The sequence below is a fragment of the Acidovorax sp. FG60 genome, from assembly GCF_057808995.1.
Map to the genome: position 1 here is coordinate 263,998 of NZ_JBMDJC010000008.1, position 25,481 is coordinate 289,478.

At 62.9% G+C, this 25,481-nt stretch carries 25 protein-coding genes and 1 pseudogene; 17 read left to right on the top strand and 9 right to left on the bottom strand.

Annotated elements, in window-relative coordinates; all coding sequences use genetic code 11:
- Positions 1-15: 15 nt before the first annotated feature.
- Both ACODS0_RS14430 and ACODS0_RS14435 read right to left on the bottom strand, forming a co-directional pair.
- The gene (locus tag ACODS0_RS14430) at positions 16-408 is read right to left on the bottom strand and encodes an HU family DNA-binding protein (RefSeq protein WP_488835717.1); all 393 of its coding nucleotides are present in this window, start codon (positions 406-408) and stop codon (positions 16-18) included.
- Positions 409-560: 152 nt separating this feature from the next.
- The gene (locus ACODS0_RS14435; RefSeq protein ID WP_488835719.1) at positions 561-875 is read right to left on the bottom strand and encodes a hypothetical protein; all 315 of its coding nucleotides are present in this window, start codon (positions 873-875) and stop codon (positions 561-563) included.
- A gap of 128 nt (positions 876-1,003) precedes the next feature.
- Between ACODS0_RS14435 and ACODS0_RS14440 the strand changes: the two genes are divergently transcribed.
- Positions 1,004-1,186, top strand: coding sequence for a hypothetical protein (locus ACODS0_RS14440; RefSeq protein WP_488835721.1), 183 nt, complete (start codon positions 1,004-1,006; stop codon positions 1,184-1,186).
- A 678-nt stretch (positions 1,187-1,864) separates the two neighbouring features.
- On the opposite strand, the gene ACODS0_RS14445 is transcribed toward ACODS0_RS14440, so the two are convergent.
- The 4 genes from ACODS0_RS14445 to ACODS0_RS14460 all read right to left on the bottom strand — a co-directional run bounded on the left by ACODS0_RS14445 (position 1,865) and on the right by ACODS0_RS14460 (position 8,959).
- On the bottom strand, positions 1,865-4,462 hold the full coding sequence (locus ACODS0_RS14445; RefSeq protein WP_488835723.1) for a DEAD/DEAH box helicase: 2,598 nt from the start codon (positions 4,460-4,462) through the stop codon (positions 1,865-1,867).
- 323 nt (positions 4,463-4,785) lie between these two features.
- Positions 4,786-5,493, bottom strand: a complete 708-nt coding sequence (locus ACODS0_RS14450; RefSeq protein WP_488835725.1) for a hypothetical protein — start codon at positions 5,491-5,493, stop codon at positions 4,786-4,788.
- Between the two features lie 12 nt (positions 5,494-5,505).
- Entirely contained in the window at positions 5,506-8,493 is a 2,988-nt protein-coding gene (locus ACODS0_RS14455; RefSeq protein ID WP_488835727.1) for an HsdM family class I SAM-dependent methyltransferase, read from the bottom strand.
- Positions 8,474-8,959 (bottom strand): hypothetical protein, encoded by a 486-nt coding sequence (locus ACODS0_RS14460; protein WP_148262971.1) that lies wholly within the window; start codon positions 8,957-8,959, stop codon positions 8,474-8,476. The genes ACODS0_RS14455 and ACODS0_RS14460 overlap by 20 nt, the downstream gene beginning before the upstream one ends.
- Positions 8,960-9,226: 267 nt before the next feature.
- Here ACODS0_RS14460 and ACODS0_RS14465 point away from each other — a divergent pair, with 267 nt between their 5' ends.
- The 9 genes from ACODS0_RS14465 (at position 9,227) to ACODS0_RS14505 (ending at position 16,246) form a co-directional block, all read left to right on the top strand.
- Positions 9,227-11,020, top strand: coding sequence for a PRTRC system ParB family protein (locus tag ACODS0_RS14465; RefSeq protein WP_488835729.1), 1,794 nt, complete (start codon positions 9,227-9,229; stop codon positions 11,018-11,020).
- 97 nt (positions 11,021-11,117) lie between these two features.
- Positions 11,118-11,594: a PRTRC system protein E gene (locus ACODS0_RS14470; protein WP_488835731.1), complete on the top strand. Its 477-nt coding sequence runs from the start codon at positions 11,118-11,120 to the stop codon at positions 11,592-11,594.
- Between the two features lie 96 nt (positions 11,595-11,690).
- On the top strand, positions 11,691-12,149 hold the full coding sequence (locus ACODS0_RS14475; protein WP_488835733.1) for a PRTRC system protein C: 459 nt from the start codon (positions 11,691-11,693) through the stop codon (positions 12,147-12,149).
- Complete coding sequence (locus tag ACODS0_RS14480) at positions 12,146-13,213, top strand: PRTRC system protein F (RefSeq protein WP_488835735.1); 1,068 nt, start codon at positions 12,146-12,148, stop codon at positions 13,211-13,213. Before ACODS0_RS14475 ends, ACODS0_RS14480 begins: the two co-directional genes overlap by 4 nt.
- A gap of 19 nt (positions 13,214-13,232) precedes the next feature.
- Positions 13,233-13,973, top strand: coding sequence for a PRTRC system protein B (locus ACODS0_RS14485; RefSeq protein WP_488835737.1), 741 nt, complete (start codon positions 13,233-13,235; stop codon positions 13,971-13,973).
- The gene (locus ACODS0_RS14490; RefSeq protein WP_488835739.1) at positions 13,973-14,680 is read left to right on the top strand and encodes a PRTRC system protein A; all 708 of its coding nucleotides are present in this window, start codon (positions 13,973-13,975) and stop codon (positions 14,678-14,680) included. The genes ACODS0_RS14485 and ACODS0_RS14490 overlap by 1 nt, the downstream gene beginning before the upstream one ends.
- 35 nt (positions 14,681-14,715) lie before the next feature.
- Positions 14,716-15,582 carry a PRTRC system ThiF family protein gene (locus tag ACODS0_RS14495; RefSeq protein WP_488835741.1) on the top strand — a complete coding sequence of 289 codons (867 nt, stop codon included), beginning with the start codon at positions 14,716-14,718 and terminating at the stop codon, positions 15,580-15,582.
- Entirely contained in the window at positions 15,579-15,788 is a 210-nt protein-coding gene (locus tag ACODS0_RS14500) for a hypothetical protein (RefSeq protein WP_013722321.1), read from the top strand. The genes ACODS0_RS14495 and ACODS0_RS14500 overlap by 4 nt, the downstream gene beginning before the upstream one ends.
- A gap of 128 nt (positions 15,789-15,916) precedes the next feature.
- Positions 15,917-16,246 carry an H-NS histone family protein gene (locus ACODS0_RS14505; RefSeq protein ID WP_488835743.1) on the top strand — a complete coding sequence of 110 codons (330 nt, stop codon included), beginning with the start codon at positions 15,917-15,919 and terminating at the stop codon, positions 16,244-16,246.
- A 9-nt stretch (positions 16,247-16,255) separates the two neighbouring features.
- Here ACODS0_RS14505 and ACODS0_RS14510 read toward each other — a convergent pair whose 3' ends face one another.
- Positions 16,256-17,395, bottom strand: coding sequence for a phage integrase N-terminal domain-containing protein (locus ACODS0_RS14510; protein WP_488835745.1), 1,140 nt, complete (start codon positions 17,393-17,395; stop codon positions 16,256-16,258).
- A gap of 1,200 nt (positions 17,396-18,595) precedes the next feature.
- On the opposite strand from ACODS0_RS14510, the gene ACODS0_RS14515 reads away from it, so the two are divergent.
- The 6 genes from ACODS0_RS14515 (at position 18,596) to ACODS0_RS14540 (ending at position 22,731) form a co-directional block, all read left to right on the top strand.
- Positions 18,596-19,627, top strand: coding sequence for a PRTRC system protein D (locus tag ACODS0_RS14515; RefSeq protein WP_013722318.1), 1,032 nt, complete (start codon positions 18,596-18,598; stop codon positions 19,625-19,627).
- The gene (locus tag ACODS0_RS14520; protein WP_013722317.1) at positions 19,624-19,899 is read left to right on the top strand and encodes a hypothetical protein; all 276 of its coding nucleotides are present in this window, start codon (positions 19,624-19,626) and stop codon (positions 19,897-19,899) included. Before ACODS0_RS14515 ends, ACODS0_RS14520 begins: the two co-directional genes overlap by 4 nt.
- 139 nt (positions 19,900-20,038) lie before the next feature.
- The gene (locus ACODS0_RS14525; RefSeq protein WP_291471551.1) at positions 20,039-20,353 is read left to right on the top strand and encodes a CFI-box-CTERM domain-containing protein; all 315 of its coding nucleotides are present in this window, start codon (positions 20,039-20,041) and stop codon (positions 20,351-20,353) included.
- Between the two features lie 11 nt (positions 20,354-20,364).
- Positions 20,365-20,898 carry a PD-(D/E)XK nuclease family protein gene (locus ACODS0_RS14530; RefSeq protein WP_488835748.1) on the top strand — a complete coding sequence of 178 codons (534 nt, stop codon included), beginning with the start codon at positions 20,365-20,367 and terminating at the stop codon, positions 20,896-20,898.
- A gap of 113 nt (positions 20,899-21,011) precedes the next feature.
- On the top strand, positions 21,012-21,452 hold the full coding sequence (locus ACODS0_RS14535) for a thioesterase family protein (protein WP_013722314.1): 441 nt from the start codon (positions 21,012-21,014) through the stop codon (positions 21,450-21,452).
- A 934-nt stretch (positions 21,453-22,386) separates the two neighbouring features.
- Entirely contained in the window at positions 22,387-22,731 is a 345-nt protein-coding gene (locus ACODS0_RS14540) for a hypothetical protein (protein WP_488835750.1), read from the top strand.
- Here the strand turns inward: ACODS0_RS14540 and ACODS0_RS14545 are convergent.
- Both ACODS0_RS14545 and ACODS0_RS14550 read right to left on the bottom strand, forming a co-directional pair.
- A pseudogene (locus ACODS0_RS14545) lies at positions 22,728-23,677 on the bottom strand (IS3 family transposase); the annotation flags it as partial. The gene ACODS0_RS14540 and the pseudogene ACODS0_RS14545 sit on opposite strands and share 4 nt — an antisense overlap.
- A 62-nt stretch (positions 23,678-23,739) precedes the next feature.
- A complete protein-coding gene (locus ACODS0_RS14550; RefSeq protein WP_024001664.1) occupies positions 23,740-24,765 on the bottom strand; it encodes a cation efflux transmembrane domain-containing protein in 1,026 nt (341 codons plus the stop codon).
- A 139-nt stretch (positions 24,766-24,904) separates the two neighbouring features.
- Here ACODS0_RS14550 and cadR point away from each other — a divergent pair, with 139 nt between their 5' ends.
- Positions 24,905-25,324, top strand: coding sequence for a Cd(II)/Pb(II)-responsive transcriptional regulator (cadR, locus tag ACODS0_RS14555; RefSeq protein ID WP_034691065.1), 420 nt, complete (start codon positions 24,905-24,907; stop codon positions 25,322-25,324).
- Positions 25,325-25,481 lie beyond the last annotated feature (157 nt).

Genomic DNA, 25,481 nt, shown 5'->3' on the forward strand with positions numbered 1-25,481 from the left:
CGCTGCCGCGCAGCATCACAGTGCTGCGTCCTTGAGCTTCTTGAGTGCGCGGACCTTGATGCGAACCGTGGCGGGCTTGGCGGCGAAGACCTGTTCCTCTTTGGTGAACGGGTTGATGCCCTTGCGCTTGGGCTTGGCAGGCACCTTCTGTACGCCAATCTTGAGCAGGCCGGGCAGCGTGAACTCGCCCGCCCCCTTCTTGTTGACCGTGCCCAGCACGGTGGCTTCCAGAGTGGCCAGCACCGCCTTGACGGCCTTGGGCTCGACGCCGGACTGCTCGGCCAGGTGGTTGGTCAGCGCGCCCTTGGTGAACGTGTCCTTGATCGGACGGATGCCGGTGGCAGCAGCAGGGGTTTTGGCCGCCTTCTTCGCTGGTGCAGACGCGGTGGTCTTTTTTGCAGTTGCCATGATTGTCGAGCTCGTTCTTTGTGAATGAAGGAATTGCACAGCGTCGGTATGCACTGCGCAGCGCCAGATTCTATAGAGCGGCGTCTGCCCATGGCCGCGTTGTCTCTCAGCGTTGAGCTGGCAACTCTGGAGCCTTGATGCCGCGTGAGGTCTCAGTTCAGGTGTTGATGAACCAACCGCCTGAACTCCGGGCGTAGCGCGCTGTCAGGCTCGAACGACAGCGCGTCGCAACGGCCGCTGGGCCAGAGCAGTTCGCCGTGCGTGCCGTCGAGCTTGAGCACGGCGCGGTCGAAAACACGCAGGGATGGGGTGCCTTCGTTGATGGGTTTGAGCAGTGTCACCCAGTGGGATTCGATCCAGAGCCATAGGCGTTCACCGCAGGCCACGTTCGGGTACACCAGCTCGATCTCGGCCAGGCTGCCGTGAGCAGCATCCAGGAGAAGGAGGACGGTGAACTGGACGAGCATGGAAGGAGCGGTTGGCGAAACTGCGAGGCGGCACCGATTGTTCCAGATAGACCGCTCGTAGCGGTTGCTTTGCCTGCGGCGTAACGCTCGCAGGCCCGCGCGTTGGCTGATGAAAGGCGGAAAAATGGATGTCTTTGATATATCAAAAAGAGTCCTGCATACCTGCCCGTTCAACTGCTGCCCAGATCGCTTTTCGCTACTGCTCGGTCGATAATGCCACGGGCGTCACGCGCGAGACGGCCAAGCGTCTGAGATATCTTGGCATTGAGGTTGACGACGCCCTCGAAATTTCAGAACAGACAGAAATCTGATCAATCAGAAGGTCTGCCGCTAAGCCCCTCCTCTGCCGGGGACACGGAGGGCGACCGGCTGTTGTCAGGCAGCAGGCCGAACTCGCAGTCCCGGCTAGCGGCTGTCCTCGCGGGCGCCATGTGTGGGGCCGATTCGGGCTGGTTTGAGACAGTCGCCGTTAGCTGGCGTTCGACGGCTGTGGCCGAAACCGGCCACTTGACTAACGATGACAATGAATCCTCCAGGAACGGGCGTCCAGGCTGCGACAGCAGCCTTATAGACGCTACGCGAGACGTTCTGAGCTGATCTCCATTGCGACCTCTACATCCTGCACAAGAGCTACTCGCTCGGTTCCTCGGGATTGCTTTCAGTGCTCAACGAGACCAGATGCCCAGCGACGCCAACAGACGGGAAAGCAAATCGGGTTACTGCGGGCGCTGCAGTCCGGGCAGGTGGCGACGAAGCTTCCACCACAACGGCCTGCAATGCCCTAAGCGCGTCTTCCAGTTCATCCAACATGCTCCCGGTTCTTGGTGCCAGCGACGCGGAACATCCGCGCGACCACCCGGGGGTGAGCTGACAATCTGCACAGCCTGCCCGTCGATTTCGCGAGCCTCTTCGCCCAAGACGGCGATATTGATCGCCGTGTTCGCAGAGTGATGTGCTGTGGGAAGCATGGATGGGCTTGGAGGCGAAACTCAGGGCACGCCGGTCAGATGCTCTCGAGCTGGCCGTGCGGCCAGCCATGCAAAGAGGCCTGGTGCGTCGGCACGGCTGTCACTAAGTGCTTGGGCTGCCTGCGCCCGCCAAGCGAGATCGCCGGACTCATGAAAATCCCTGCGGAGGTCTCGGACGGTGACGAGAGCCTGGTCTGCCCACCGCCGGAAATCGTCGAGATCCCAATGAGAGACGCGGGCTAGGTGCGGCATCGCTCCGTCCTTGGCCTTCTTCGCTGGCGTCACCAGTACCGGCTGAATCTGCGCACCAGCCGATGCAGGCACATGCTCCCGCATCCAGTCGGGATGAGAAGCGGCCTGGCGCGCTTTGGTGGCGTCGATTGTGGATGTTTCACCCTTGGCGTTTGCATGATCCTCGAAGACCAGCGCTATGTTGCCGACGATCCACCAGGGGTCAGGTGAGGCGTCGTCTTCCCGCTTGCCTGCGTTGAAGCCCAGGTGCTCACCCAGGAGAACTTGAGCTTGCTCGAAGGTCTTGCCGTCCTTCAGCCCCTCGCGTATTGCGTTCTCGCGAGCAGAGAACTCGCGGTTGTGCAGCGTGCCCAGCTTAACGAGTTGTGCTTCCAGTTGTTCGACCTGCAGCAGCAGCGTGCCGTGACCGACTTCTTCGGGCGTTGGCGCTGTTGTTGTGCCGCCGCGGGCCAGCCCGATGAGCCAGGGAATGCCGGCGGCGGCTTCCTTGGCCTTGCGGTATTGGGCGCGCGCGTGCGTGTCGAAACCTGCTTCCCCTGCGGCCGAGGCAACCTCGGCCGATGTGCCGGCCAAGTAGTGCCACAGCGCGCGGTAGCCGCGCAAGGCCGGGTCGGTGAGGCCGCCTAGGACATCGCGCGCCGCATCGTAGGCCTTGATGTAGTCCTCGTTCCACATGGCTGTCTGCCAGGCAATTTCCTGGGCCACGACCGCCTCCAGCTGGTCCATGGCGGGGAACTTGGCCTGCGTCGCTGCTTCGCGCGCATCAAGGATGCCCTGGTTCGCTTCTTCCCAGTCCTCATCGTGGTCCAGGAAGATAGCGAAGTTGTCGAGCAGATCCTGCGCCGTGATCCTGGTCGACTGGTCGACCCCGAATTCCAACTCTGCCTGTAGTTCAGGATGGAAGAACGCCCGACGCTTGCGATCAGTCAGGTAGGCCGACAGTTCGTCGCCGGTGATCACAACAGCAGAATAGTCGTTCAAGCCACGCGTGCAGCGCCCGATTGCCTGCAGTACGCGCGTCTGGATGCGCTCATTGAACAGCAGGTTCGCCCCCATGCGGTTGATGAGGAAGCGTTCTTGCAGATTTGTCGTTCGGGACAGGCCCTCTACAAACAGCAGTCGGCAGTCGTCATCGGGAAAGTCGATCCCGTCGTAGCGGTTGGCGATCACGGCAGCTGCATGCGCAGAGCTCGTAAAGCCTGTCTTGCTGACTTCGAGATCGTCGGCCGTGAACACCGGATACTTCAGGTGCTCGGTCACGTCCTTGCTCACCGTTTCGGCGTCCGGCTTGTTGGGCGTCAGCACTAGGCTGCGGCCGGCCTTGCGCATCAGGTCGCGCCGCAACTGCAGCGTCTGCTCTTCGGTAAGTGACTTCTCCGGAAACATGAAAAAGCGCCTCCCGATGCCTTGGCGATCCCACCCCTCGGGGATTGGCAGGCGCTTGATCCGCGGACGTCCGGTGAGTCGCTCCAAGTCTCCGCCTGCACCCAGTGTGGCAGACATGAAGATCCGCTGTTTTGCGCCGGCAAACGGACCGTGGGACCAAGTCGGCGGGATCAGCGGTCGCAGCATGATCTCGCTGGACGAGACGTACAACTGGCATGCATGGAGATGGTTGGCCAACATGCGCCATGAATAGCGATGATCCGTATCGCCGACGTTCGCGGTTATGGTAGCCCGCAGTTCGGCCGCGATTTCAGTTAATAAGTGGCCCGGGATCTTATCGACCCAACTGATGTCGTCAACGCTTTGCCAGTCGCCGGTCAGGCGGGTGTAGTTGTGCGGAGGAAGCACTGCCTTGATCACGCTTGCCATGGCCGTGAACAGCGCTTTGTCATTCGGCTCGAACCGGCTCACGCGCAAGGTCCATTGGCTCGCCATGTAGTTCTCGGCAGCGTGGGCATCGTCGATGATGATGATGTCCGGGCTATCGAAGAACGGATTGGTGTTGAAGAGGCTGTTGTACGTCGTCACGGCGATGCGGTCGCCGTCCTGGTACGCGGTCTTTGCCTCTGGTGAGTAGTTCTTGATCTTGCCCGTGAACGGCTCAACGGTCAGACCGTACTTCGCCGACGCTTCCTCAGCGACCTGGTGAACAAGCTGCCGGGTAGGGCAAAGGTAGACGATGCGTTCGCGGAACTTGCGCCGCCGCCACTCGGCCAGAAGGAGACCCACCAACGTCTTGCCGCTGCCGGTTGGTAGTTGCAGCGCTACATCTGGCACGTCCAACGCGTGCGCCACGTAGTTGCGCAGCACCTGCCCCTGATGATCGAACAAGCTGGCGTGCTTGCGTCGTGGAAGATCGCGAAACAACCGGTCGGGGCTTTCTGGAACAGCAGCGTGAGTTGTCGGCTTCTTGAATGCCATGAGAGATAAATCCTTGCAGAAGCGTTCGAGCGCCACCGGTGACGCACCGTTTCGCCCCGGAGACTCATATAGTAAATGCAGCATTGGGTCACGACGGAGCAGAAATCAGCACCGTGAAAATGTGATCAGGCTCATTGGTGGCAGCGATCTGCCGCGGATCTGTCTTTGGCGGTCCGCGGGTGGACGACGCCTATCGCTGCAGAACCTACCTCTGGCGTGGCAGCTTCAGACTGACAAGGGACGTTGCGATTCCGAACTTCGGTGTCAGCTCCTGCCAAAGCCGATGTTGAGAACAGCCCTGGCGGCCAAAGGGGGCGCAGCGATTATTCCACCGCTGACAACCATAGATGGCGCAAGGCGATGTCGCCTGGATGCTGCTGATCGGGCAGCGGGAACGTTCGCTGGTGAATACTGATCGCAACCGTCGGCCCAGTTGCCGTGTCTACCTGGAGCTTGCCTGTAAGCAAGCCACTGGCGAGTGCGCCTGAACGAGCTTTTGTCCAGTAGCCACTCAGTGCGACGTCCGCGACTGCGGGGGGAGGTGGTGACACGTAGGCAATCATGCCGGCATGCGGCATGGCCCAGGCGTATCGACCATCCACAAAACGCATGACACCTTCGTCGTGATAGTCGTCAAGCGTCCGCCCACGACCGATGATCTTGCACTCATAGAACTGAGCGTTCTGCGTGTCCACCGGCCTTGCTGCCAGGCGTTGAAAGGTCAGATCCGGCCTTTTTTCCTTTTCAGATCCAGAGTGATTCTCTACCTCCTGGCCACGTATGGGAGGTGCGAAAAAAGCTGCAGAAAAGCCTCGCACCTCGTTGGTGTTCAGTAGCAAAACCAGTTGCTTTTGAAGCTGGATGGTGATGTCGCGCTCAATGGCTGTCTGAACCCATGCGACGAAAGCTGGTTGGCTCATCAGTCGCCCCCACGCAATGGCGATAGCGCGTTCAATTGTCCGCAAATGACGTGCAGTCCATGGCGAATATGGCGGCAGTCCGACTGGAGGCGTTCCGAGGTTGAAGGACATGCCGGTTGCCGCTCAATGCTCGGACGAGAACAAGCCCTGATGGATCAGGTCCAACGCAAGAAGGCGGGCTTGGCTGCGAGACCAGTACCTGCCTTGACGCAGACGACCGATCAACCAGTCACGTGGACCGAGCTGAAGTCGGATCTCTGAGGACATCAATGTGTCAGGCGCGTGCTGCAAAAGGGCATGGACCTGCTCACGATCGAGCGCAGCCTGGGCGCCAGCAGTCAGCCGAACAAACTGCCACACCCGGTCGCCATCGGGTGTCACAGCGCATGGGATGCCGTGGACTTCCACATCCTCAAGCTCGGAGATGATAGATGCAATGCTTCGCGCGAACGCGTGGATGCAAGGGTCTGCCTCATCAATCAAGGCCAAAGCGCGAGCCTTGGAGGCCGGATATGGATTCTCAAATTCCAGGGCGTCAGCGATGAGCTCCTCGTCAAAAGACGAAAGTTCGTAGATTTCCGCGACCAGCTTGTTAAGCGAAGACCAGGACGGCTTGCCACTCTTGAGGTCCGCAGCCATTTTTGAGATGAGACTTTCCTGCGCTGCTGTCAGCTCGGTACGTGGAACCACCGGGAAGTTGAGGAAGTCGACCTGGTTATAGATATCGCGTTCGACACCGAACTTCGAGCTCGTCATCAATGTCCAATACGCCAGCAGGTCGGCATATGACAACACGTACAGGTAGTCGGCCTCAAACGCTCGATTTGATGGGATGGTCATCCCGTAGAACGAGCGGCTGAACACCACGTCGCTGTCACAGTAGATGGCGCCACGATGCACAGTCTGCTGCTTGGGCGCCTCTCTGAACAGCAGAAGGGGCCCTCGATAGATGTCAGGGTCACGAGGCCACTGGAACTTGAGCTCAGGATGGCGCGCCTCGATTTTCGACAGTTGCCTTGTATTCACGACAAGCGTTGGCTTGTCAGCAGCCTCTAGCACATACTGGCCACGAAGATGCGCGGCATACTGAAGCTCCTGCTCGCCTGGAATGAAGCCCTGCCGGAGCCCGAGATGAAGCTCGTCCAAGTACTCCTTCATCGGGATGCGCGGAACGCGATGGATCCGCCCGATTAGTTCGAGGTCGAGCGCACTGCCCCGGGAGAGCGATTTGAATGCGTGAGGATCGTGGACTGCCAGTTCCACCGGCACAGGAATGGCGGCCTTTGGATCGAGACGGATCTCCCGTCGTCTGCCAAGGGCCGGCTCCCGCCGAGGCGAGAGGAAGTAGAACGAGTCGGCCGGCTTTGACGGTAAATTGATGGACACCAGCGCACAAAATGGCTGACTATTAGACGGCCAGATTTTCGGCTCCTGGCGCACATGCATCCCGTTCAAGATGCCAGTCACCCGTGTCATCGAGAACCAATGCCGACGAGCCTGTGCGGTCTCACTGCTGAACAGAAGTCGTGCATGGACGAGCAAACCGATCACGCCCCCGGGCTTGCACCACTGGGTTGACCGCCACATGAAGGCGAGGTCCGGCCACTGGTTCGGCACAAGGCTCTTTGCACCTTGGGGTGCCTTCTCGTCGGCAGCGTAGGCCGTCCGGTCCAGGTCTTTTTTCAGACGACCCGGCAGCCTCGTCCAAGGAGGATTGGCCAAAACGATATCGTACGGCCCCATCGAGCGTAGCTGCATGCTCAGACTTCCAAGCTCTGCGTCCTTGGCCCCATTGAGATACTTCTCATCCACGCACCTCAGTGTCTTGTCAAATAGACGCTCGAACCGCAGATCGCTCAGCGGCTGCGGCTCGGGGTCCAGCTCCAGTGCAGCAAGATAAAGGCTCAGTGCTGCGACCTTGATAGAGATCGGATTGATGTCCAGTCCGCACAGCTGTTTCGTCAGGATCGCACGGATCGTTCCCCGCTTCGGTCGGCTTCCGGTGTGCATCCACGTCTCGGCGACGAGCCGGCGAAATGACAGTACGAGGAATACCCCAGCACCAACTGCCGGATCTAGCACCGTGACTTCATGCCGCTTCTCTTGAGCGGTTGCGCCGAAGACCCCATCCACAACCAGCTCAGCAATGGAGCGCGGCGTGTAGTGAATGCTGGTCTTCTTCGCCTTCGCAGGCATGTAGCGGTGCGCAAAGTGCTCGTACACCTGACTCAATACATCCACGGGAATGTGTTGAAAGCGCAGGCCACCCCAGTCCAGTGACAACTGGCCGTCGTAGGAGCCCACCATGACGTTAGACAGGATGCCGCAGACCTTGGAACCAGCCGTCCCAAGCGCGTGCATCAGGCCTTCGTAGTCCTTCGACCGTAGTTCCAGGAGGTCGCCGTTAAATACTTGATCCAGCCACTCGAAAGTTCGGACTAGGGCTTGAGGATTTTCGAACAACTGATCAGGCCTGACGGCACCTCGGACGATGGCATCAAGGTCAGAGCTTCGAACGATGTCTCGATCCGCCAGAAATCGCGTGAATAACGCACGACCGATCAATGACAGCACCTCTTCGTCGCTTAGTTCCGTCTGACTGCAAGCCTTGCGAAGCGCGTCAGCCGACCGGGTCAGCAGCTTGAACAGCAAATCGTCAAGCCAGAGGCGGTCCACATCCTGTTCGTCACCGCCTGCTGCGTCGTTGAGCAGCCCACGCAACCCATTCGGATCTGACATCTCGACGGTTGACTCGACCGTGGGCATCGCGCCTTCCGCGTAGAAGCCCACTCGGTAGATGGTTGTCGAGCCAGCGTTAATCACTGCAAGGTATGCGGCGTCGGCTCGACAAGCCACGGTGCGCATCAACTGCGCAAGCTTCTGGCCTTCGATCGGGCCGGCCAGCAGCTCCCTTCGAACTACGTAAACCGCAGCTTTTCCGGAGACCTCCACGGCACCTTCGGGCAGCGGCTCCGCAACAACACTCGATCGTTCGCCGGGCAGCAGGTCAATGTACCGCAGATGCCGGGCGGACGCTTTCTCACCAAAGTCGACGATTGACTCTGGCGGCACGCAAAGCCTTTGCAGAGTGTTAACCAGTGCGCCGTGCATTGGGCTGCTCCACAGAAGGTGAGGGCACCGCCATCAGGCCGAACGGAAGATGCGACTGGGGGCTGGGCTCCAGCCCCACAAATTCATAGACAGCGCGCCAGATCGGCGCTGAATCGATAGTCAGCGATACGGCACCGTCAATCTCGGTGCCAATTTGCCAGAGGCCGTCGACTTGGTTCGCAAAGTAACGTGTCGGCATGGTGTTTGAAGCGGCTGGAGCATTCAGCAATGCGTGCAGGTCGGCTGAGAAGCAGGCAATGGTTCGCAGCGGCATTTCCAGCTGCTTGTGGAGCATGGCCACGATGCTGAAGAACGCAAGATCGCTGATGGTGAAAGTCCGCGCGGTTCGAGCCTGGGTAGGCGACTCACTGAATGGCGGGAGCGTGCTGAGCCAGCGCTGGACATCAGTGCGACTGACGCCCAGTAACTCGCGTATATGCACTGCTTGATATTGAAGTCCTGCCATTACACGAATTATAGGCAGTACTGCACCAGATTTGATGCAGTACTGCGCGGAGATTTGGCTGCGACAGACGCAGGCAGGACTTGAATGCGCCCGGCGACGTGACTTTCCACTTGCGGAAGCAAGCGGCCCGCGCCGAACTGGTCCTGGCGCTGCAGGCCTGGGTGGAGATGGTTCGATCGCCCGTCGACGAGGGGCGCGAGCACCCTTGAAGGTGAGCCGGGCCGCGGGAGCATGGCTGCATCCCACCCGATGCAGACAGGAGGCACCGTGACCGATACCCCCCACCCGAGTCAGCCCACCTTGCCGATCCGCCGGATCGTCCAGGGCAGGAACCCGCGCACGTACTTCGATCCCGACAAGATGGCCGAACTGGAGGAGGGCATCCGCGCCGTCGGCGTGCTCGAACCCATTGTCGTGAGGCAGATTCCGGGCACCGACCGCTACGAAATCATCGCGGGCGAACGCCGCTGGCGTGCCGCCAGGAACGTCTTCGGAGACGGTTACGACATGCCCGTGGTCATCAAGGACGCCAGCGACGAGACCGCCGAGGCCATGTCGGTGATCGAGAACTATCACCGCGAGGACATGTCACCCGCCGAGGAAGCCCATGCGGCCCAGCGCCAGCTCCTGCGCCAGCGCGGCGACAAGGAGGAAACCGCCCGCCTCATGGGCTGGTCGCCCGACGTGCTGGAGCGGCGGCTGGCGCTGCTGGCCTGTACGCCTGCCGTGCTGCAGGCGCTGACCAGCCGCACCATCCTGCTCGGCCACGCCGAACTGCTCTCGGGCATTCCCCCCGACAAGCAGGACACCGTGCTCGAGGGCATCCTGGCGCAGAAGGTGCCGGTGGCCGTGCTCAAGGCGCAGTTGGGTCGCTATGCGCGTCGGCTGGCCGATGCGATCTTCGACACGGCGCCGTGCGGCGGCTGCGCGCACAACTCGGCGCGGCAGGCGGGCCTGTTCGCCGAATCCCTGGGCGAGGGCTACTGCCAGCACCCGAGCCATTTCGAGGAACTGACCTTGCAGGCGGTCCAGGCCCGGGCCGATGCCCTGCGCGACGAGTTCCCGGTCATCCGCATCGTGAAGGCGTCCGACGGCTTCACGCCGCTGCCGCTGACAGCCGAGGGCGACCTGGGTGTCGGTGCCCCGCAGTACACCTCCTGCCAGGGGTGCCAGTCCTTCGGCTGTTCGGTGTCCGCGATGCCGGGCAGCTACGGCGAGGTCACACGGTCGCTGTGCTTCGATGCCGCATGCAACAGCCATAAGGTCGCCCTGTGGCGCAAGGCGCAGCGCGACGCGCAGGCGGCAGTGGCCGAGGCAGCGGGCAAGGGGAGTGCGAAGGCTGGCAAAAGGAACAAGAGCGCTGCGAAACCCGCAGCCGTCGCACCAGCGAACCAGACCCCGCAGCGCGTGGCGGCGCACCGCCTGACGGAGTGGCGCAAATGGCTGGCCAAGGCCCTGATGGCCGAACCGCAGCGCAGCCAGCGCGTGCTGATCGCCCTGGCGCTGGCCGGGCGCGGTGCCGATCTGCGCGAGGCGCAGTTCCGCAACGCCTTCGAGCGGATTGCGGGCCAGCCCGGACGTGCTGGTTTCGGCGTGCGGGGCGGGCTGCAACGCGCGGATGCTGCACCCGAGGCGCAACTGGAGCGGCTCTTGCAGGCCGCCACCGCGTCCGCCGCCTTCGGCGTCAGCACTAGCGACCTGGAGCTTCTCCTGAACTACGCCGAGGTCGATGAAGGCCGGTACTTCCAGTGGGACAAGGCATTCCTTGACCTGTTCACGATGAGCGAGCTGGAGAATCTCGCGGCCGAGGTGGGGTTGAAGAAGGCGATGGGCTCGGGCTTCAAGGTGGCGCGCTCGGGCAAGAAGCAGGAGTTCATCGCGGCCTTGCTCAAGGTGCCGGGGTTCGCCTACCAAGGCACCGTGCCCGCCGTGATGTGCTATCCGCGCCAGCCGATCCTGGCCGATGAAGCGCAAAACGGAAGCGGCGAAGCGGATGAAGTGGAAGGCTCCGAGACCAGCGGTGCCGTAGCCGAACCGCAGCCAGAACCGGCCCTGGTCTGATGCCGGGGCAGCCCCTGGACAGCAGGGGAGCCGGTTCTAGCATGGTCTGGACGGCCCCGCACGGGCCATGTCCCCCCATTCCCCCAAGGAGCATGACATGACGACGTTCGAGGAATTGTTCGCGCTGGCTTGCAGCGCCACGCTCACCATGACGGTGAGCGCCGACGAGAAATCCGGCCGCCTGACGGTCAACGTGATTCCCAAGCCCAGGCAGGACGCGGGCGAGCCCGCGCTGGCCCAACCCCTGAGCCTGACGGCCACCCCGCAGGAATTCGACGCAGGCTTCATCGACGCGCTGCGCGGCTACCGCGAAGTCCGGCGCAGCCTCGCACAGCAGGCCGAGGCCACCAAGGAAGTGATCGAGGCGGCCAAGGCGGCATCGGTCAAGAAGGCCAGTGATGCGACGGCCAAGGCCGCAGCGCCCAAGTCGCCCGCCGCCAAGCCCGCCCCGGCATCCACGGCCACTGCCAGCCCGGCCCTGCGGGACGATGACGATGGGGTGGACGGCGGCGGGGAGGCCGCGCCGCAGCCCGCGACGGCGGGCAGTGGCCAGTCCTTCGACCTGTTCGGATGAACCGGCGCAGCGCCCTTGCGCCGGTGGCACACGGCGAGAGACTGAGTGCAAGGCCATCGCCGTGGTGGCCGCATCCGAACCCAAGGAGTTATCCCCATGTCGATCGAAGTCACCCCCATCGTGCGCACCTTCACCTACAACGGCATCCTGCTGCCGGACGTGCCCGGCCTCGCGCCACGCGAGGTGCGCGACCTCTACAGCGCCCAGTTTCCCGAACTCGTCAGCGCCGAGGTCGAGGCGGGCGAGGTCGGCAACGGACGGCAGGACTTTGTTTTTCGCAAGGCCGTGGGCACCAAGGGCACGGGCACCCATGACGCCGTGCCGCAAGCACCATCCGGCCCACGCCTCGCGGCGCTGCTGGAGCGTGTGCAGGCCGTGGAGCGCGGCAACCTGGGTGCGACGGGCAAGCTGTCACGCGCCTTGTCGCGTCGCAGCGTGCAGACCCGTTCGTCGGCCTGGAGCCAGTTCGCGCATCGGATGCTGGAGGAGCAGCACCACGCCGCCTCTGTCCACCGGGCCAGCGCCACCAGCGACATGCTGGTTCCACTGCCATGACGGCGCTCACCGTCCTGCCCTGTTCGCCGTTCCTGGCGTTGCCGGGCCTGGGCGCAGGGGTGCCGCTGACCGTTGCATCGAATTCCCAGGCCCGGGCCAACGCGGCGCTATGCCGCTTCCTGATCGAGGCGGGCGCGGTGCGCGAAGGGGACTTGCCGGAGAGCGAGTCCGACCCGCTCAAGGCGTGCGAGCACGCCATCGATGCCTGGGTCAAGCGGCAGGTCGGGCCGCTACAGTGCCTGGAGCCGCGTTTCGCGGTCGGTGTGCTGGATGAGCATGGCCACCGCCCGGCGATGCGCGGCGAGCGGCAGACCGCCTACGCCCAACTCGACGTGTACTGGTGCGAATACCGCGAGGCGGAGTGGGCCGTGGGCGAGGGCCTGGAGGCGCTCAATGCCGCCATGCCGCACCTGGGGGCCACGGTTCTGCAAGTGCTGCGCGACCAGAGTCGCCATGTGTACCCGCTGTTCACCCCCGACATCGCCTGCGACGTGGCGTCCTACGTGTACTGGCAGGGCGAAATGGACGAGGAAGCCGCCCTGGACATGATGTGCGAGGACTGCGACGAAGCCGAACGCGACGCCATGCGCGAGGAAATGGTCACGCGCGGCAAACTGGACGCTTCCTACCCCGAATGGGCGCGGAGCTGGCTGTCACCGCCCGGCAAGGGCGAGCGGCGGTCCAAGGGCAGGAAGGCATGGAAACCGTGCAACCTGCGGCATGCGGCCAAGACGCTCACCGACCCGCGGATGCGCCAGATCGCCGACGATGCGCTGGCGCTGTCGCGCCTGACGATCACCGACGAGTTCCTGCCCGACATGGACGGCGAATACATCGGCTTCGGCGCGGTGCTGTCCTGGGACGAGGGCGATGTGACCACGCGCATCTACGACGACCTGCTCCAGATGGCGCATCAGGCTGAGTTCTGCGACCGCATGGGCGAGGCGCAGATTCCGATGAACGACCCCGGTGCGCTCGGGGCGTGGTTCCACCGCATGGGCCAGCGCTTCAAGGCGATCGGACTGATCGACCGCTTGATCCACGCGCTATCCGCTGGACACTGACAGCAGGAGGTCATCGAAGATGAGCGAAGCGGAGTTTTCTATCCACACACCCACGGACGACGTGCTGACGCTGGACCAGGCCGTGCTGCTGTACCACGGACGCTCGGGCGGCGCGCTTGCCACCGTGCATGAGATTCTGACCGTGGACGGTGCGCCGGTCATCGGCGCGGGACGGGCCATGACCGCCCAGGCGGCGCGGGAACTGGCCTCGGCCTTGCTCCAGCGGGCCGCGCACGGCGGCTTTCTGCCTGAGACGGTGCTTTACGTGCATGGCGACGTGCTGGTGTGGTGGGCACCACCGGCGCGCAGGCACATCGCGTTCCGCGTGGGCACCGACCATGCCGAATCCTTCGGCGGTGGCGAGCGCGGTGAGGCGGTGCCGCTGCCAGGGCTGGTTTTCGGGGCCTCCAGCCGAGCGTGGCGGGTGTGGGCGGTCAAGGGCAGCCGCCGCCCGACGCTGGGCACGCCGCTGTTCCAAGCCCCGTTCTTCAATGTCAATGCCCACGGCCACATCTGTCAGGGCAACGTGCCGGTGCCCGAGGGAACGACCGTGGAGAAGATCGGTGCCTGGAACGATGCGTTCTTCCACTCCTACTTCACGCACCCTAACGTGGCGGGCAAGCTGCTGAACTACCGGGGCGGCTCCTATGCATTCTGGCGCGACATTCTGAACCAGCGCTTCAACCGCTTTCCCGAACGGGTGCTGGTCGATACCAAGACCACGCTGGGCCAACTGCTCGGCGAACCGGAGGCCCCATGATGCACACGATGGACCCCAGGGACCAGGCCCTGCTCGCCGCCTGTCCCGTGGTGGCTGCTCCGCGCTTCGGCGCGCTGCCGGACATGGCCAACGGCCAGCGCATCGTGGTCGCCCGCAATGGCTGGTTCGTGCAGACCCGGCTGGACTGGCTCGACAGCATCACCGCCTTGGGGCTGGAGCCCCCTGCGATGCGCCTGCCCTACGGGGAGGTGGAAGAGCGCTTGCGGTTCAGCTTCGGGCAATTGCCGATCAGGATGATCGAGGAATTCGTGGCCCATGCGCGGGAGCACCTGCCCGATGAGGTCGCCGGGGCGCTGATCTACTCGCGCAGCACCGGGCGGCTGCGCTTGGCGATCTGCGAGGCCGAACGTGCCTCGCCTGTGCGCATCGACTACCGCAGGCCGCCGATGGCCAGTGACGAGACGGTAGCGGTGGACTTGCACACGCATGGCCGCGGCCCGGCCTTCTGGTCGGCCGACGATGACCGGGACGACCAGGGCATCAAGGTGGCCGGGGTGTTCGGGCTGCTGGACCAGCCCGCGCCGATGGCGTGCTTCCGGCTGGTGATCAACGGCCTCTACAAATCACTGCCGCACCATCCGTGGCAGGGGCCGCAGGCGCTGGCATCCATGTCGGACGCAGGGGAGCCCGGTGCAGGCCGCGATGGCTGGGCGCTGCGCTTGGTGCGACGCTGGGACCGCGCTTGAAAGCCATCCTCCCCGCGAGAAACTGACGGCAGGACATGGAACTGGAGACGCTGGTGGAACACCTGATTCATCCGAAGTTGCTGGAACGCCGCGTTGCGGTGCATCTGGTCGGCGTGGGCGGCAACGGCGCGCAGATGGCGGCGTGCCTCGCACGCCTGGACATTGCGATGCGCGCCCTGGGCCATCCCTACGGCCTGCACGTCACTGCCTTCGACGCCGACCGCGTCAGCGAAGCGAATGTCGGGCGGCAGCTCTACAGTGCCGCCGACATCGGCAGGCACAAGGCGTTGGTCACCATCCACCGCCTGAACCAGTTCTACGGCCTGGACTGGGACGCCCACCCGATGCGCTACGAGGAGCATGTGAACGGCCAGCGCTACTGGGCGGGTACGGACTTGCTGATCAGTTGCGTGGACAGCCGCTCGGCGCGGGTTGCGTTGCACCGCATCGCTTGGCGGGACACCAGCCGCTACCGCTACTGGCTCGACCTGGGCAACACGGAAGCCATGGCGCAGGTGGTGCTCGGCCAGCCCGAAGGCGGGAGGGCATTGGACCCGCGGGCAACGGGGCCGCGGCTGCCGTGCGTGACCGAACTGTTTCCTGAACTGCTCGACGACACGGCTCCCGAGGACAACCAGCCGTCCTGCTCGGTTCGCATGTCGCTGGCATCCCAAGGGCTGTTCGTCAACGACGTGGCGGTGCGCTTCGCTGCGCAACTGCTCTACGAACTGTTTTCCAGGGGGCGGCTCGCGCAGCATGGGGTGGTGGTCAATCTCGACTCCAAGCGCGCAGGCCCCATCGAAGCTGATCCTCGCACCTGGGCGCGCTTCGGGTTCTTCCATGCGGGCCGTGAATCTAACCAGTCCGAATCCAGGACTCTCACGGAGGCAGAAGCCGAATGAGCATGCAGCAATGGAATGTGCGCGTTGTGCGCGACGGAGAGGCCGTCCATATCGGAAAGGTGGGCGAGTCCACCGAAGCACTGGCGCGCTGCGCAGCGTTGTCGCGCTTCGGCCTGTCCGAGGACGAAGTGGAAGCGGGCGGAATACGCCCGCGCGGCGCGGCGATCTATCCCGACGAGGACTTCGACGTATCGCCGTCACTGTGATTGACTGGCTGGATAGACTCCCAAACCGAGCCGGATGCATACTGCTATAGACTCGCGGTGCGGTTGGGTCACCATGCCTTGCACCGCATGACCGCGCAATTCCGCGCACTCAATATCCAGAGACTGCTATGGCTCGCAAACGGACGGCTCTAGAAATCGACGCAGAGATTGCCAAGCTGCAAAGGGAGCGGGAGGAGACCCGCGTTGCAGAGAAGGCAGGGGTGGTTGCCCGCATGAAAGAGGCTATCGCCTATTACGGCATCACGGCCGCCGATTTGGGATTGGGCGGTGTCTCGCGCAAGGCATCCGGTAACGCCAAGAAGCCCAGGCCCGAAGCGGGTCGCATCAAGTTCAAGGACGATGCGGGTCACACTTGGTCAGGCTTCGGCCCCACGCCCCGATGGTTCGCCGAGGCGCTGGCCAGTGGCAAGACTGAGGCCGATCTGCGCGTCGCCTGACGCCAGTTTTCAGAAGAGGGCGGTGGGGCCTCGACTACCCGTGGGTTGCTTCGGCAGTACCGCTCCTATATAGGCACCGGTAGCCCTGGCCCTCGAATGGCCGGCTCGCTCTGACACGGCCAGCCGTGCCGCATGGTCCACATCTGCGGCCACGGTCCCGCCCCCACGCACGGGCGACGGCACGCCCGCAATGCTCTCGTACAGATCGTTCACATTGCCATGGCGCAGTCCATGCCCCGTGGTGCCCACCAGACGTTTCGTGATTCCGAACTTCTCCAGGGCGTAGTCGAGTCGGCGCAGATTGCGCTTCAGGTCGAGCGCTGGGTGGCCCAGGTGGGCGTCGCGGCTGGTAACCAGCGAGCGCGCCAGCGCCACCGAGGCCCGCTGTTGTTCCGTTTCCAGCGCGACCCAGCGCACGCGCCCACCCTTGCCCTTGATCCACACGTACTCATCCGCCTTGCGGCGCTCGGCAGGCAGGCCCGTGTCCTCGAAGGGCGCGACGTGCTCGAAGGGGCGGAACATCACCGATTCCTTGCGCCGCAGCGCCAGCGTGTGCATCAGCCGCATCGAGGCCGCGATCCGTGCGTCGTACTGCGTGACCTGGGCGAGGATGGCTTCCACATCGATGCCGTGCGCGCTCCAGCTTTTGTCGTGCTGGGCGTACTCATGGCGCTGGTATTCCTCCAGGCACAAGCCATAGCGCACCGGAAGTAGCACGAGGCCGGGCTTGTTCATCCAGGATGCCAATCCGCGCAGGAAAGACAGGTAGGTCTGAATCGTCGCGGGTGCCAGATGCTCGCGCTGCCACACCTGCACCATCGCGTGCAGATGCTTCTGCCCCAGGTTGCGCGGATCCGGCATGGTGTGGAAGCCAGCTTTCAGCTTGAGGTCGAGGAAGAAACGCCGCAGGAAGCGGGCGCGCTCGGCGCGGGTCTTGTGCGAGACGGTTTTCTCGCGCGCCGTGTGCCGGGTGTTGAACAGCTCGATCAGTGTCTCCAGCACGCGCATGGGATCGGCATGGCCGGGCCGCAGTCGGGCGAGGATTTCCTGGGGTGTTTTGTCTATCCAGGCTTGCCGGCGCGGCCGATCTGTGCCGGGTATGCGCCTCGCGCTGATGGGATTGGTTGACTGAGTGGAAGGGTTCGTCATGGTGCTTTCCAAATCAAAGGGGACAACACGCCGCCCGAACGGCGCACTGGCAGGAATCCGGGAAGGTCGGCACCAGCGACGGATTCCGTCAGCCGCTGGTGCGGGAGGTCGATTCATCACGGCGGCGCACGCGACCACGGCATGCGCCACCGACCCAGGGGTTGCGCCAGCCACATGCGCGTGCAGGGCCAGCTCGGTCGGTCTTAAAAATGAAAACGTGTGATCCGGCTCCGCATATGCATTTCTGCAACGGCGGAGGCTGGTGACGCACTGCTGCCTCGAGGGCAAACAGTCGCATCGGCGCCGAGATCAGGTCTCGCGCTATCTGGTGGATCAATCCTGGAATTCGCAGCGCCATCCGCGCGCATGGGTCCGCCCCTGACCGAAAGTCCAGGGCGGTGTCGAGCGTTTGAGCGGGGACAAGCGGGGAGCCCCTTCGGGGGCAAGCACAACCGCTTGCGGCGTGAAACACGCGTGCTCAGTAATGGCGGGATCGGGAGCCGGCATCGGGTGCCAGGTCGGGAGATCGATGGCCTTGACGCGCTTCTGGGAGCGCCCAGCCACAGGGCTGGCGAAGGTCATAGGCAGATGCACTACGAAAGAGAACCTCGGGGCGGTCGCCTCGGGGGCGACGGCCACCCCGGTTCAGGACCGGGGCTTGAAGGGCAGGTAACGACTGCGACGCCTTCTGCTCCTTGATGGAGCGGGCCAAGGTTGGCCCTCGGGAACCTGTAGTGGATGACGAAAGGGGCTTGCAGGTCAATGCAGGCGTGGCAATGCGACGGCATGAAACCTGGGTTGCCGGTGGCGCTTGCGCCGACGCGACGGCCTGATAGGGGCCATTTAGTGTCCCGCAGGGCGGCAGAGCGAGGCTGCATGCGGGCTTGACAGGCGAACCGCCTGCCTCTGGTCCAACACGGGGCGCTCAAGGCGGGTGTGGGACAAGCACCGCTGAATGGGGCAGTGGCTTGCGTTCGGGGTTGACGAGTGCCAAAGCAGTGAGACCGTGGTGACACACGGGCAAGTCTTGAAGGAAGAGGCCAGCGACAGGTGTCAGTGCATCGTCGCTGTCGTTCCACCCGGATGACGGCACAGAGAGCCTGATGCCGAAATGCGGGGCATTCCGAGCGGATTGCGCGTGGCGTGGAGGCATCGGCGTGCCGATGCTGATCGACATGGTTCTTTACTTGGAGCACTCACATGGAATTGATCGTCCGAGCGGTGGATGTCGGGTCCGGCAACACCAAATTCGTCACTGGCGTCGTGGGAAACGAAATCCGCTGCGCCAGCTTTCCGTCCGTCGCCTATCCGTCCAGCGGAGAGACGCCTCACTGGCCAGCCAGCGAACGGCGCAAAACCGTCTGCATTCCGGTCGGGCCGCTGTTCTACGAGGTCGGACCCGACGTCGGCCTGGCGGCCGACACCTTCCGTGCCAAACAGCTGCACGACGAGTACACCGAGTCACCGGAATACATGGCCCTGCTGCGCGGCGCGCTCAGCATGATGAAGGTGTCCCACATCGATCTGCTGATCGTCGGGTTACCGGTGGCGCTCTTCTCGCTGAAGAAATCGGCGCTGGAAAAGACCATGGCTGGAGAACATCAGATAGGCGGCGGGAAGACCGTCACCGTCGCTAAGGCGATGGCCGTTGCCCAACCGCAGGGTGCCTTGGTCCACTACGCGGCCGAGCACAAGAAGATGGCAACCATCGGAACCGAGCAGAGCCTGGTGATCGACCCTGGCTCTCGCACCTTCGATTGGTTGGTCACGCGTGGCATGCGCCTAGTGCAGAAGCAGTCGCATTCGATCAACCGTGGCATGTCGGACGTGCTGCGGCTGCTGGCAGCCGAGATCTCCAAGGATGTCGGCTCACCGTACCGCGACTACGACGCCATCGACCTGGCCTTGCGCTCCGGCAAGTCGCCTGTGATCTTCCAGAAACCCTACGACATGGGTCGGCACTTGCCTCTGGCCGAGAGCGTTGCGCAGCAAGCGGTGTCGACGATGCGCCAGTGGATCGAGACGCCGGAGAGCCTGCAGAACATCATTCTGGTGGGCGGTGGTGCCTTCTTGTTCAAGAAGGCGGTGAAGGCGGCATTCCCGAAGCACCGGATCCACGAGGTCAAGGAGCCGATGTTCGCCAATGTCCGCGGATTCCAGCTCGCCGGGCAGAACTATGCCGCCAGCGCGATAGCTCCCGGCCGCGACCGCGGGGCAGGGGAGATCGCATGAACGGGAACACACAACAGGATTCCAAGCCGGTTCGGCTGGTGTTCGAGCTGGCGCGTGCGGACAACCCGCGGCTGTATGACGAGCTGGTGCGATTTCCGAAAGGTGGCAAGCGGGTCAACCGGCTGCGCGTGCTGGCCTACGACGGCTTGCTGGTGCAGTACGGAATCTTTGCCGTCGACGGTGCTCGCCCTGTGCTGGCATCGGCGGGCCGCGAGGTGCTGGCTTCCGCAGGCGTGACCAACGATGTGTTCGGGCCGAGCCTGGCTGAGTGAGGTGCAAATGCCAAGACAAGGAATGGGGCGTCATGGCGAGGTGGCCGCGAAGGATTTGGCCGAGATGGGCTTCTGCGAGAAGCGAGTGCAGCTGGCCCATCTCCATGGGGAGCGGGCTACCCCGAAGCAGCGAAAGGCCATGGCCCGAGGGCAGGTGGCTCACCAGCGGTACTGGGAAGAGGGCGTGGCAGCGACGGCGGATCGCCGGTGTTTCGTGGCGACCTTCGTGTTTGGCCCGGATGCATCGGAGACGCAGGTGCTTCGCGCGTACCGCGATGCGGTGCTCTTGCGCCAGTGCTGGGGGAGAGCCCTGGTTGCGGCGTACTACCGGGTTGCACCAATGGGCTGCCGCATCATGGCGCGATCGCCTGGGATAGTGATCGGGGTGCGATGCGTACTGCGCATCGTGGTTGCCTGGTGTGCGAAGGCGATGGGCGACAGGGGGCTGCCATGACATGGTCTGCCATGTATGTGCTCGCCGGTTTCGTTGCGTTTGTCCTGTGGCTGGCGCGGCTATGGATGGGACGCCATAGGTCTGGCGAACGGGCCTCCCGACCGCGAGGGCTGGTCGGTGCCGAGCTGGCCTATATGGAGAGGCTCTTTCGCATGCGGCACCCCTTGCGGCTCGTTGCCAGGGTCGATCGCGTGTACCGTCGTGCCAATGGCATGTTGGTACTGGTCGAACTCAAGACGCGTCTGGCAGCTCGTGTTCATGAAACTGACCGAATCCAACTGTCGGTGCAGAAATTGGTGATCGAGGCACAGACCGGGGAGGTCGTCGAGCCACAAGCCTTCGTGAGCTTCGCAAGCCCGACGGGCAGGCACGCACGCAGTTCGCAGAGTGTGAAATTGCTGGGGGTCGAGGAAATTGTCGCCCTTGTGCGTCGCCGCGAAGCGATCCTGGAGGGACGTATTGAGGCGACTTATGCGCGTTCGCCAAATGCATGCAGTGGATGTGCCTTTCGGTCGGAGTGCGACCGGCTTTCTGTTCGCCGATAAGGCCTGATCGCGAAATGCTCGAAATTCGGGCAGGATTTCTCGTGGACTGGTGTGGGCATTGCCGGGGATATTGCTCTGGTCATCATCCACGCTGGCGCGAGCCATCCCGATCCATGAACCATGAGAGCATCAGCCAGATCTCCTTCGACGAGGTCTATGTCGTTCCGTCCCATCAAACCGCCCGCTCGTTGTTCACGCAGTTGCCGCATGGGCGTGGTTACGCTGAGACGCTCATTGAGTGCATCGCTACGGGGTATCTCGTGGCCGTCGTCGAATCTATCTGCATCAAGGAAATGCAGCGGCACGTTGACCACGAACGAGAGGTTGTCGTGGGCCGCAGCATTCACTTGGAACACCGTGGACCTATACCTCCTGGCGCAGAGATTCGTCTGTCGGGATGGGTTGAGCGATTGGGACCCCGAAGCGTGACATTCAATGTGCGCGCCCATGATTCTCATGAACTGGTGTGCGAGGGTCATGTGACGTTTGTGGCTGCCGATCGCAGCGCACTCGAGTCGAAGATCGCGCACAAGGTAAACGTTTCCGCCCGGTAATCCAATTCGCTTCAATCCAGAGCTCGTGCCGCTAGTCACCGGACAGATCCGGGTGCGCCAGCGCGATTTTGACCAAGCTGTCGTGAGTGGCATCCAGGAGAAAGAGCATGGTGAACTGGACGGGCATAAAGGCGGTTGGCGATGGAAAGGCGGCGGTATTGTGTCCTAGATCGCCTGCCGCTGGCGTTGCCTCGCCTGCGATGAGACGAAGCCGACCACGGCCCGCTGACCGCAGTGCAACTGCGCCAGTTCAGGAAGCCCTACAGTACCGAGCGGTTTTCCGTGGTCCAGGCTGGGTGTGCTGCATCCGTAGCTCATGCATGCTGCCCAGGCTGTTTTCAAGGCTGCCACCGGATGACTGCTGACGCCTGGCCCCCGTTCTGCGGGCCAGCCGGACGTGGATGAAGACAAAGAAACATACAGCAACCATGACCAGATATACCCCGGACTCTTCGTTGAACGATCAATCCTCATCTGTTCCTTCCACAGAAGGAACGCAGAAACCGACAGAAGAGGCTCCATTGCAGACTCCAGGCGGCTCATCCTCGCAAGAGGGCCGTCAATATCAAGCATCTGCCCAACTCTCGGGCAAACAGCTGGAGACCGCCACCAAGCCTGCTGAGGTCTGGTGGTTGGCGCGCCTGAAAGAGCATCCTTTCAAGGCTTTCAGCCTCGCGGTATCGGTCTATGGAGGACTGATCCTGCTGGCATTTTTCACGCATCTGGGTTCGATGCCCGACCTGGACTTGGCGGGAGCGACCGCCACAGTAGCAGCAGTTGCAGTGATAGGGTTGCTGGTGATTTTCACGCTGGGGGGCTCTACGATCGCCGCAGGGGTTGTAACGCGGTCTCTGGCATCGTATGTACCTCATTTGGCGAGCCTCCGGAGCCTAATGTTCCTGGCTGCGCCGGGCGGCATTTTATTGCCGCGGTGGTGGTTTCTGTCATCTCTGAGAAAACTCTGTCGACCACCTGTTGGATTTGGTTCACGCTGGCTCTCTCTTTTTTCGTCCCCGCGTTGGGGTGCTGGTATCAGCAGCAGAACAAAAGTGTCTTTGAGGCAGAACCAGGAGTCGAAAGCGGAGCGCAATGCAAATCACCGTCAGAAGGCGGTGCGAAATCGATATTGGAGAATGGCAATGCTGCGGCGCGGCGCAAGGAGCCCGAGACATGGGAAGAGTACGTCGCCTACCTTGCGAGCGGATTCATATGGCTTGTTTCGGCCATGATGGCATTTGTGACCTATGGGCTGCTGCCGGTTCCGTTGACACCGATCTAAGCTTCTTGAGCTTTCTCGAACTGTACGGGACTGAGATAGCCGAGCGTCGAATGCCGGCGCGTCGGGTTGTAGAAGCACTCGATGTAGTCGAACACATCTGAACGGGCCTGCCCTCGTGTGCGGTACACCTTCCTGGCCGTGCGCTCGGTCTTGAGGGAGCTGAAGAAGCTCTCCATGGCCGAGTTGTCCCAGACCTCACCGGCCCGGCTCATGCTGCAAGTGATGCCTTGTTCATCCAGCAGCTTCTGGAAGTGCTCGCTGGTGTACTGGCTACCCTGGTCCGAGTGATGCAACAAGGCCACCGGCTTGCCTCGCCGCCACACGGCCATCATCAGCGCATCCACCACGAGCTGCGAGGTCATGCTCTCCTGCATCGACCAGCCCACGATGCGCCGCGAGTACAGGTCCAGCACCGCCGCCACGTACAGCCAGCCCTCGGCTGTCCAGATGTAGGTGAAGTCGGCTACCCACTTCTGGTTCGGGCCATCGGCCCGGAACTGGCGGTCCAGCACGTTATCGGCCACCGCGCTGCGCGTGCCCCGGTCCTTGGGCAGTCCACGTCGTCGGGGCCTGGCTCGTAGTGCCTGCTCTCGCATGAGTCGCTCGATGCGGTGCAGACCACAGGCTTGACCTTGCTCCAACACGTCGTGCCACACACGGCGCGCGCCGTAGGTGCGGTCGCTGCGCACGAAGCTCTGGTGGACCTGCGCGCCCAGCACTTCATCGCTGAGGCTGCGCTGGCTCCTGGGCCGTGTGAGCCACGCGTAGAAGCCACCCCGCGAGACACCGAGCGCCTCGCACATCAGATTGACCGGCCAGGCCCCTCGGTGTTTCGCCACGAAGCCGAACTTCACATCGACTCCTTCGCGAAGTAGGCCGCGGCTTTTTTCAGGATGTCGCGCTCCATCTTGAGCTTGGCAACCTCCTTGCGCAGTCGCGCTATCTCCGTAAGCGGTTGGCCATCCCACCTCGACAAACCGCTAGCATCCACATTCTGTCCAGCTTGGCTCATCGAAGGTTCAGGATGCGCCGGGCACCATTAAGCACCACCAGCGCGATGACGGTGCCAATCACCAAGTCAGGGTACGAGGATCCGGTCCACGCGACCAGCGCACCAGCCACAATCACCCCTGCGTTGGCGATCACGTCGTTCGCAGAAAAAATATAGCTTGCTGTCATGTGAGCACCACGGTCGCGCTTCTTGGCGATGAGCACCAAGCAAATGACATTGGCGACCACGGCCACCAGGCCGATGCCCATCATGAGGGTGGACTCGGGCTCACTGCCCGTCACAGCCCGCCGAACCACTTCTGCAAGCGCCCCAAGCGCAAGCACGACTTGCAGCCAGCCGGCGATGTGCGCGGCCTTCACCTTCAAGGCGGCAGCGCGACCCACTGCATAGAGCGCCAGCCCATAGACCGCCGCATCGGCGAACATGTCGAGCGAGTCCGCGATGAGGCCGGTCGACTGTGCGATCAGGCCCACGATCATCTCGAAGACGAACATAGCGCCGTTGATCGCGAGCAAAAGCTTCAGCGTCCGCGCCTCGGCCGCATCCCCTTCGGCATCAGGTGCAATCGCTTGCGCCCCGATGGTTTGAGCGCTATCCAGCACCTGCGCCCCCAGGTTGAGGGGAGCGAGACGAGCCAGCAGCTCCTGCGGGCTCCCGCCATGCTGCACAGTGAGTACACGGCCCTTCAAATCGAAGTCCAGAGCGCCAACTGCAGCCGCGTCGGCCAGTGCCATGCGAATGAGGTTCTCCTCGGACGGGCAATCCATCTTCGGCACGGAGAAACGGGTCTTCCAGTGCCCACCGTCTACGCGCTCCTCACTGATGAGCAATTCCGCCCCCAGGTTCAAAGGAACCAGCTTCTCGGCGATCCGGGCGGGCTCGCCCGTGTGCACCACCCGTAGTTGGCGACCTGCCAGATCGAAGGTCATCGGCCCCAACCCGGGCAAGCCGCCCAGGGCCATGCGAATGAGGTTCTCCTCGGAGGGGCAGTCCATCCCGGGAATGGCAAACGTGCTCACCACGGTTGAAGCGGCGCTTGGGGCCCCTTCATCCTTGGTCTGGGAATCACAGCTGCCCGAGCAGCTACCGCTTTGACATGTACTCATGTCCTGCATTAGAAACCCTCAAGTAGATGTAGAGTCAAGCAGTAGCGAGGCACATATGAAAATCGGTGAACTATCGTCATTGGCTGGATGCTCCGTACCCACAGTGCGCTTTTACGAGGCTGAGGGTCTTCTGCAGGCGCCCATGCGCGCTGCTAACAACTATCGGCACTATGGCCAGGAGCACGTGGACCGGCTGGCCTTCATCGTTCGCTGTCGCTCGCTGGACATGCCGCACGACGACATTCGAGCCCTGCTGCAACTGCAGGATGACCCAGCCAAGCCCTGCGACGAGGTCAATGCCCTCCTGGACGATCACATGCGCTTGGTGGAGCGCCGGATCGTTGAACTGAGGGCCCTGCACAAGCAGCTGCGGGCCATTCGCAGTACCTGCGCTGGAGGTGTTTGTGTTGGAGACTGTGGGGCACTGGAATCGCTGCGCACCGCCACCGGGGCAAGCTGCCTAGCGTGCGGCTGAGTACAACGTCAGCTGCCTGAAGTCAGCTTGGCGCGTGCCAACGATGCGGCAGCAACTCATGAACCAGGCTGGCCCGTTGCGTTGGCAAGCGCGACAGAACGTTGAACCGCCCCGGGTTTTGAGGAGGCTCTTTTCTCTGAGAGGATTGAGCTATGAG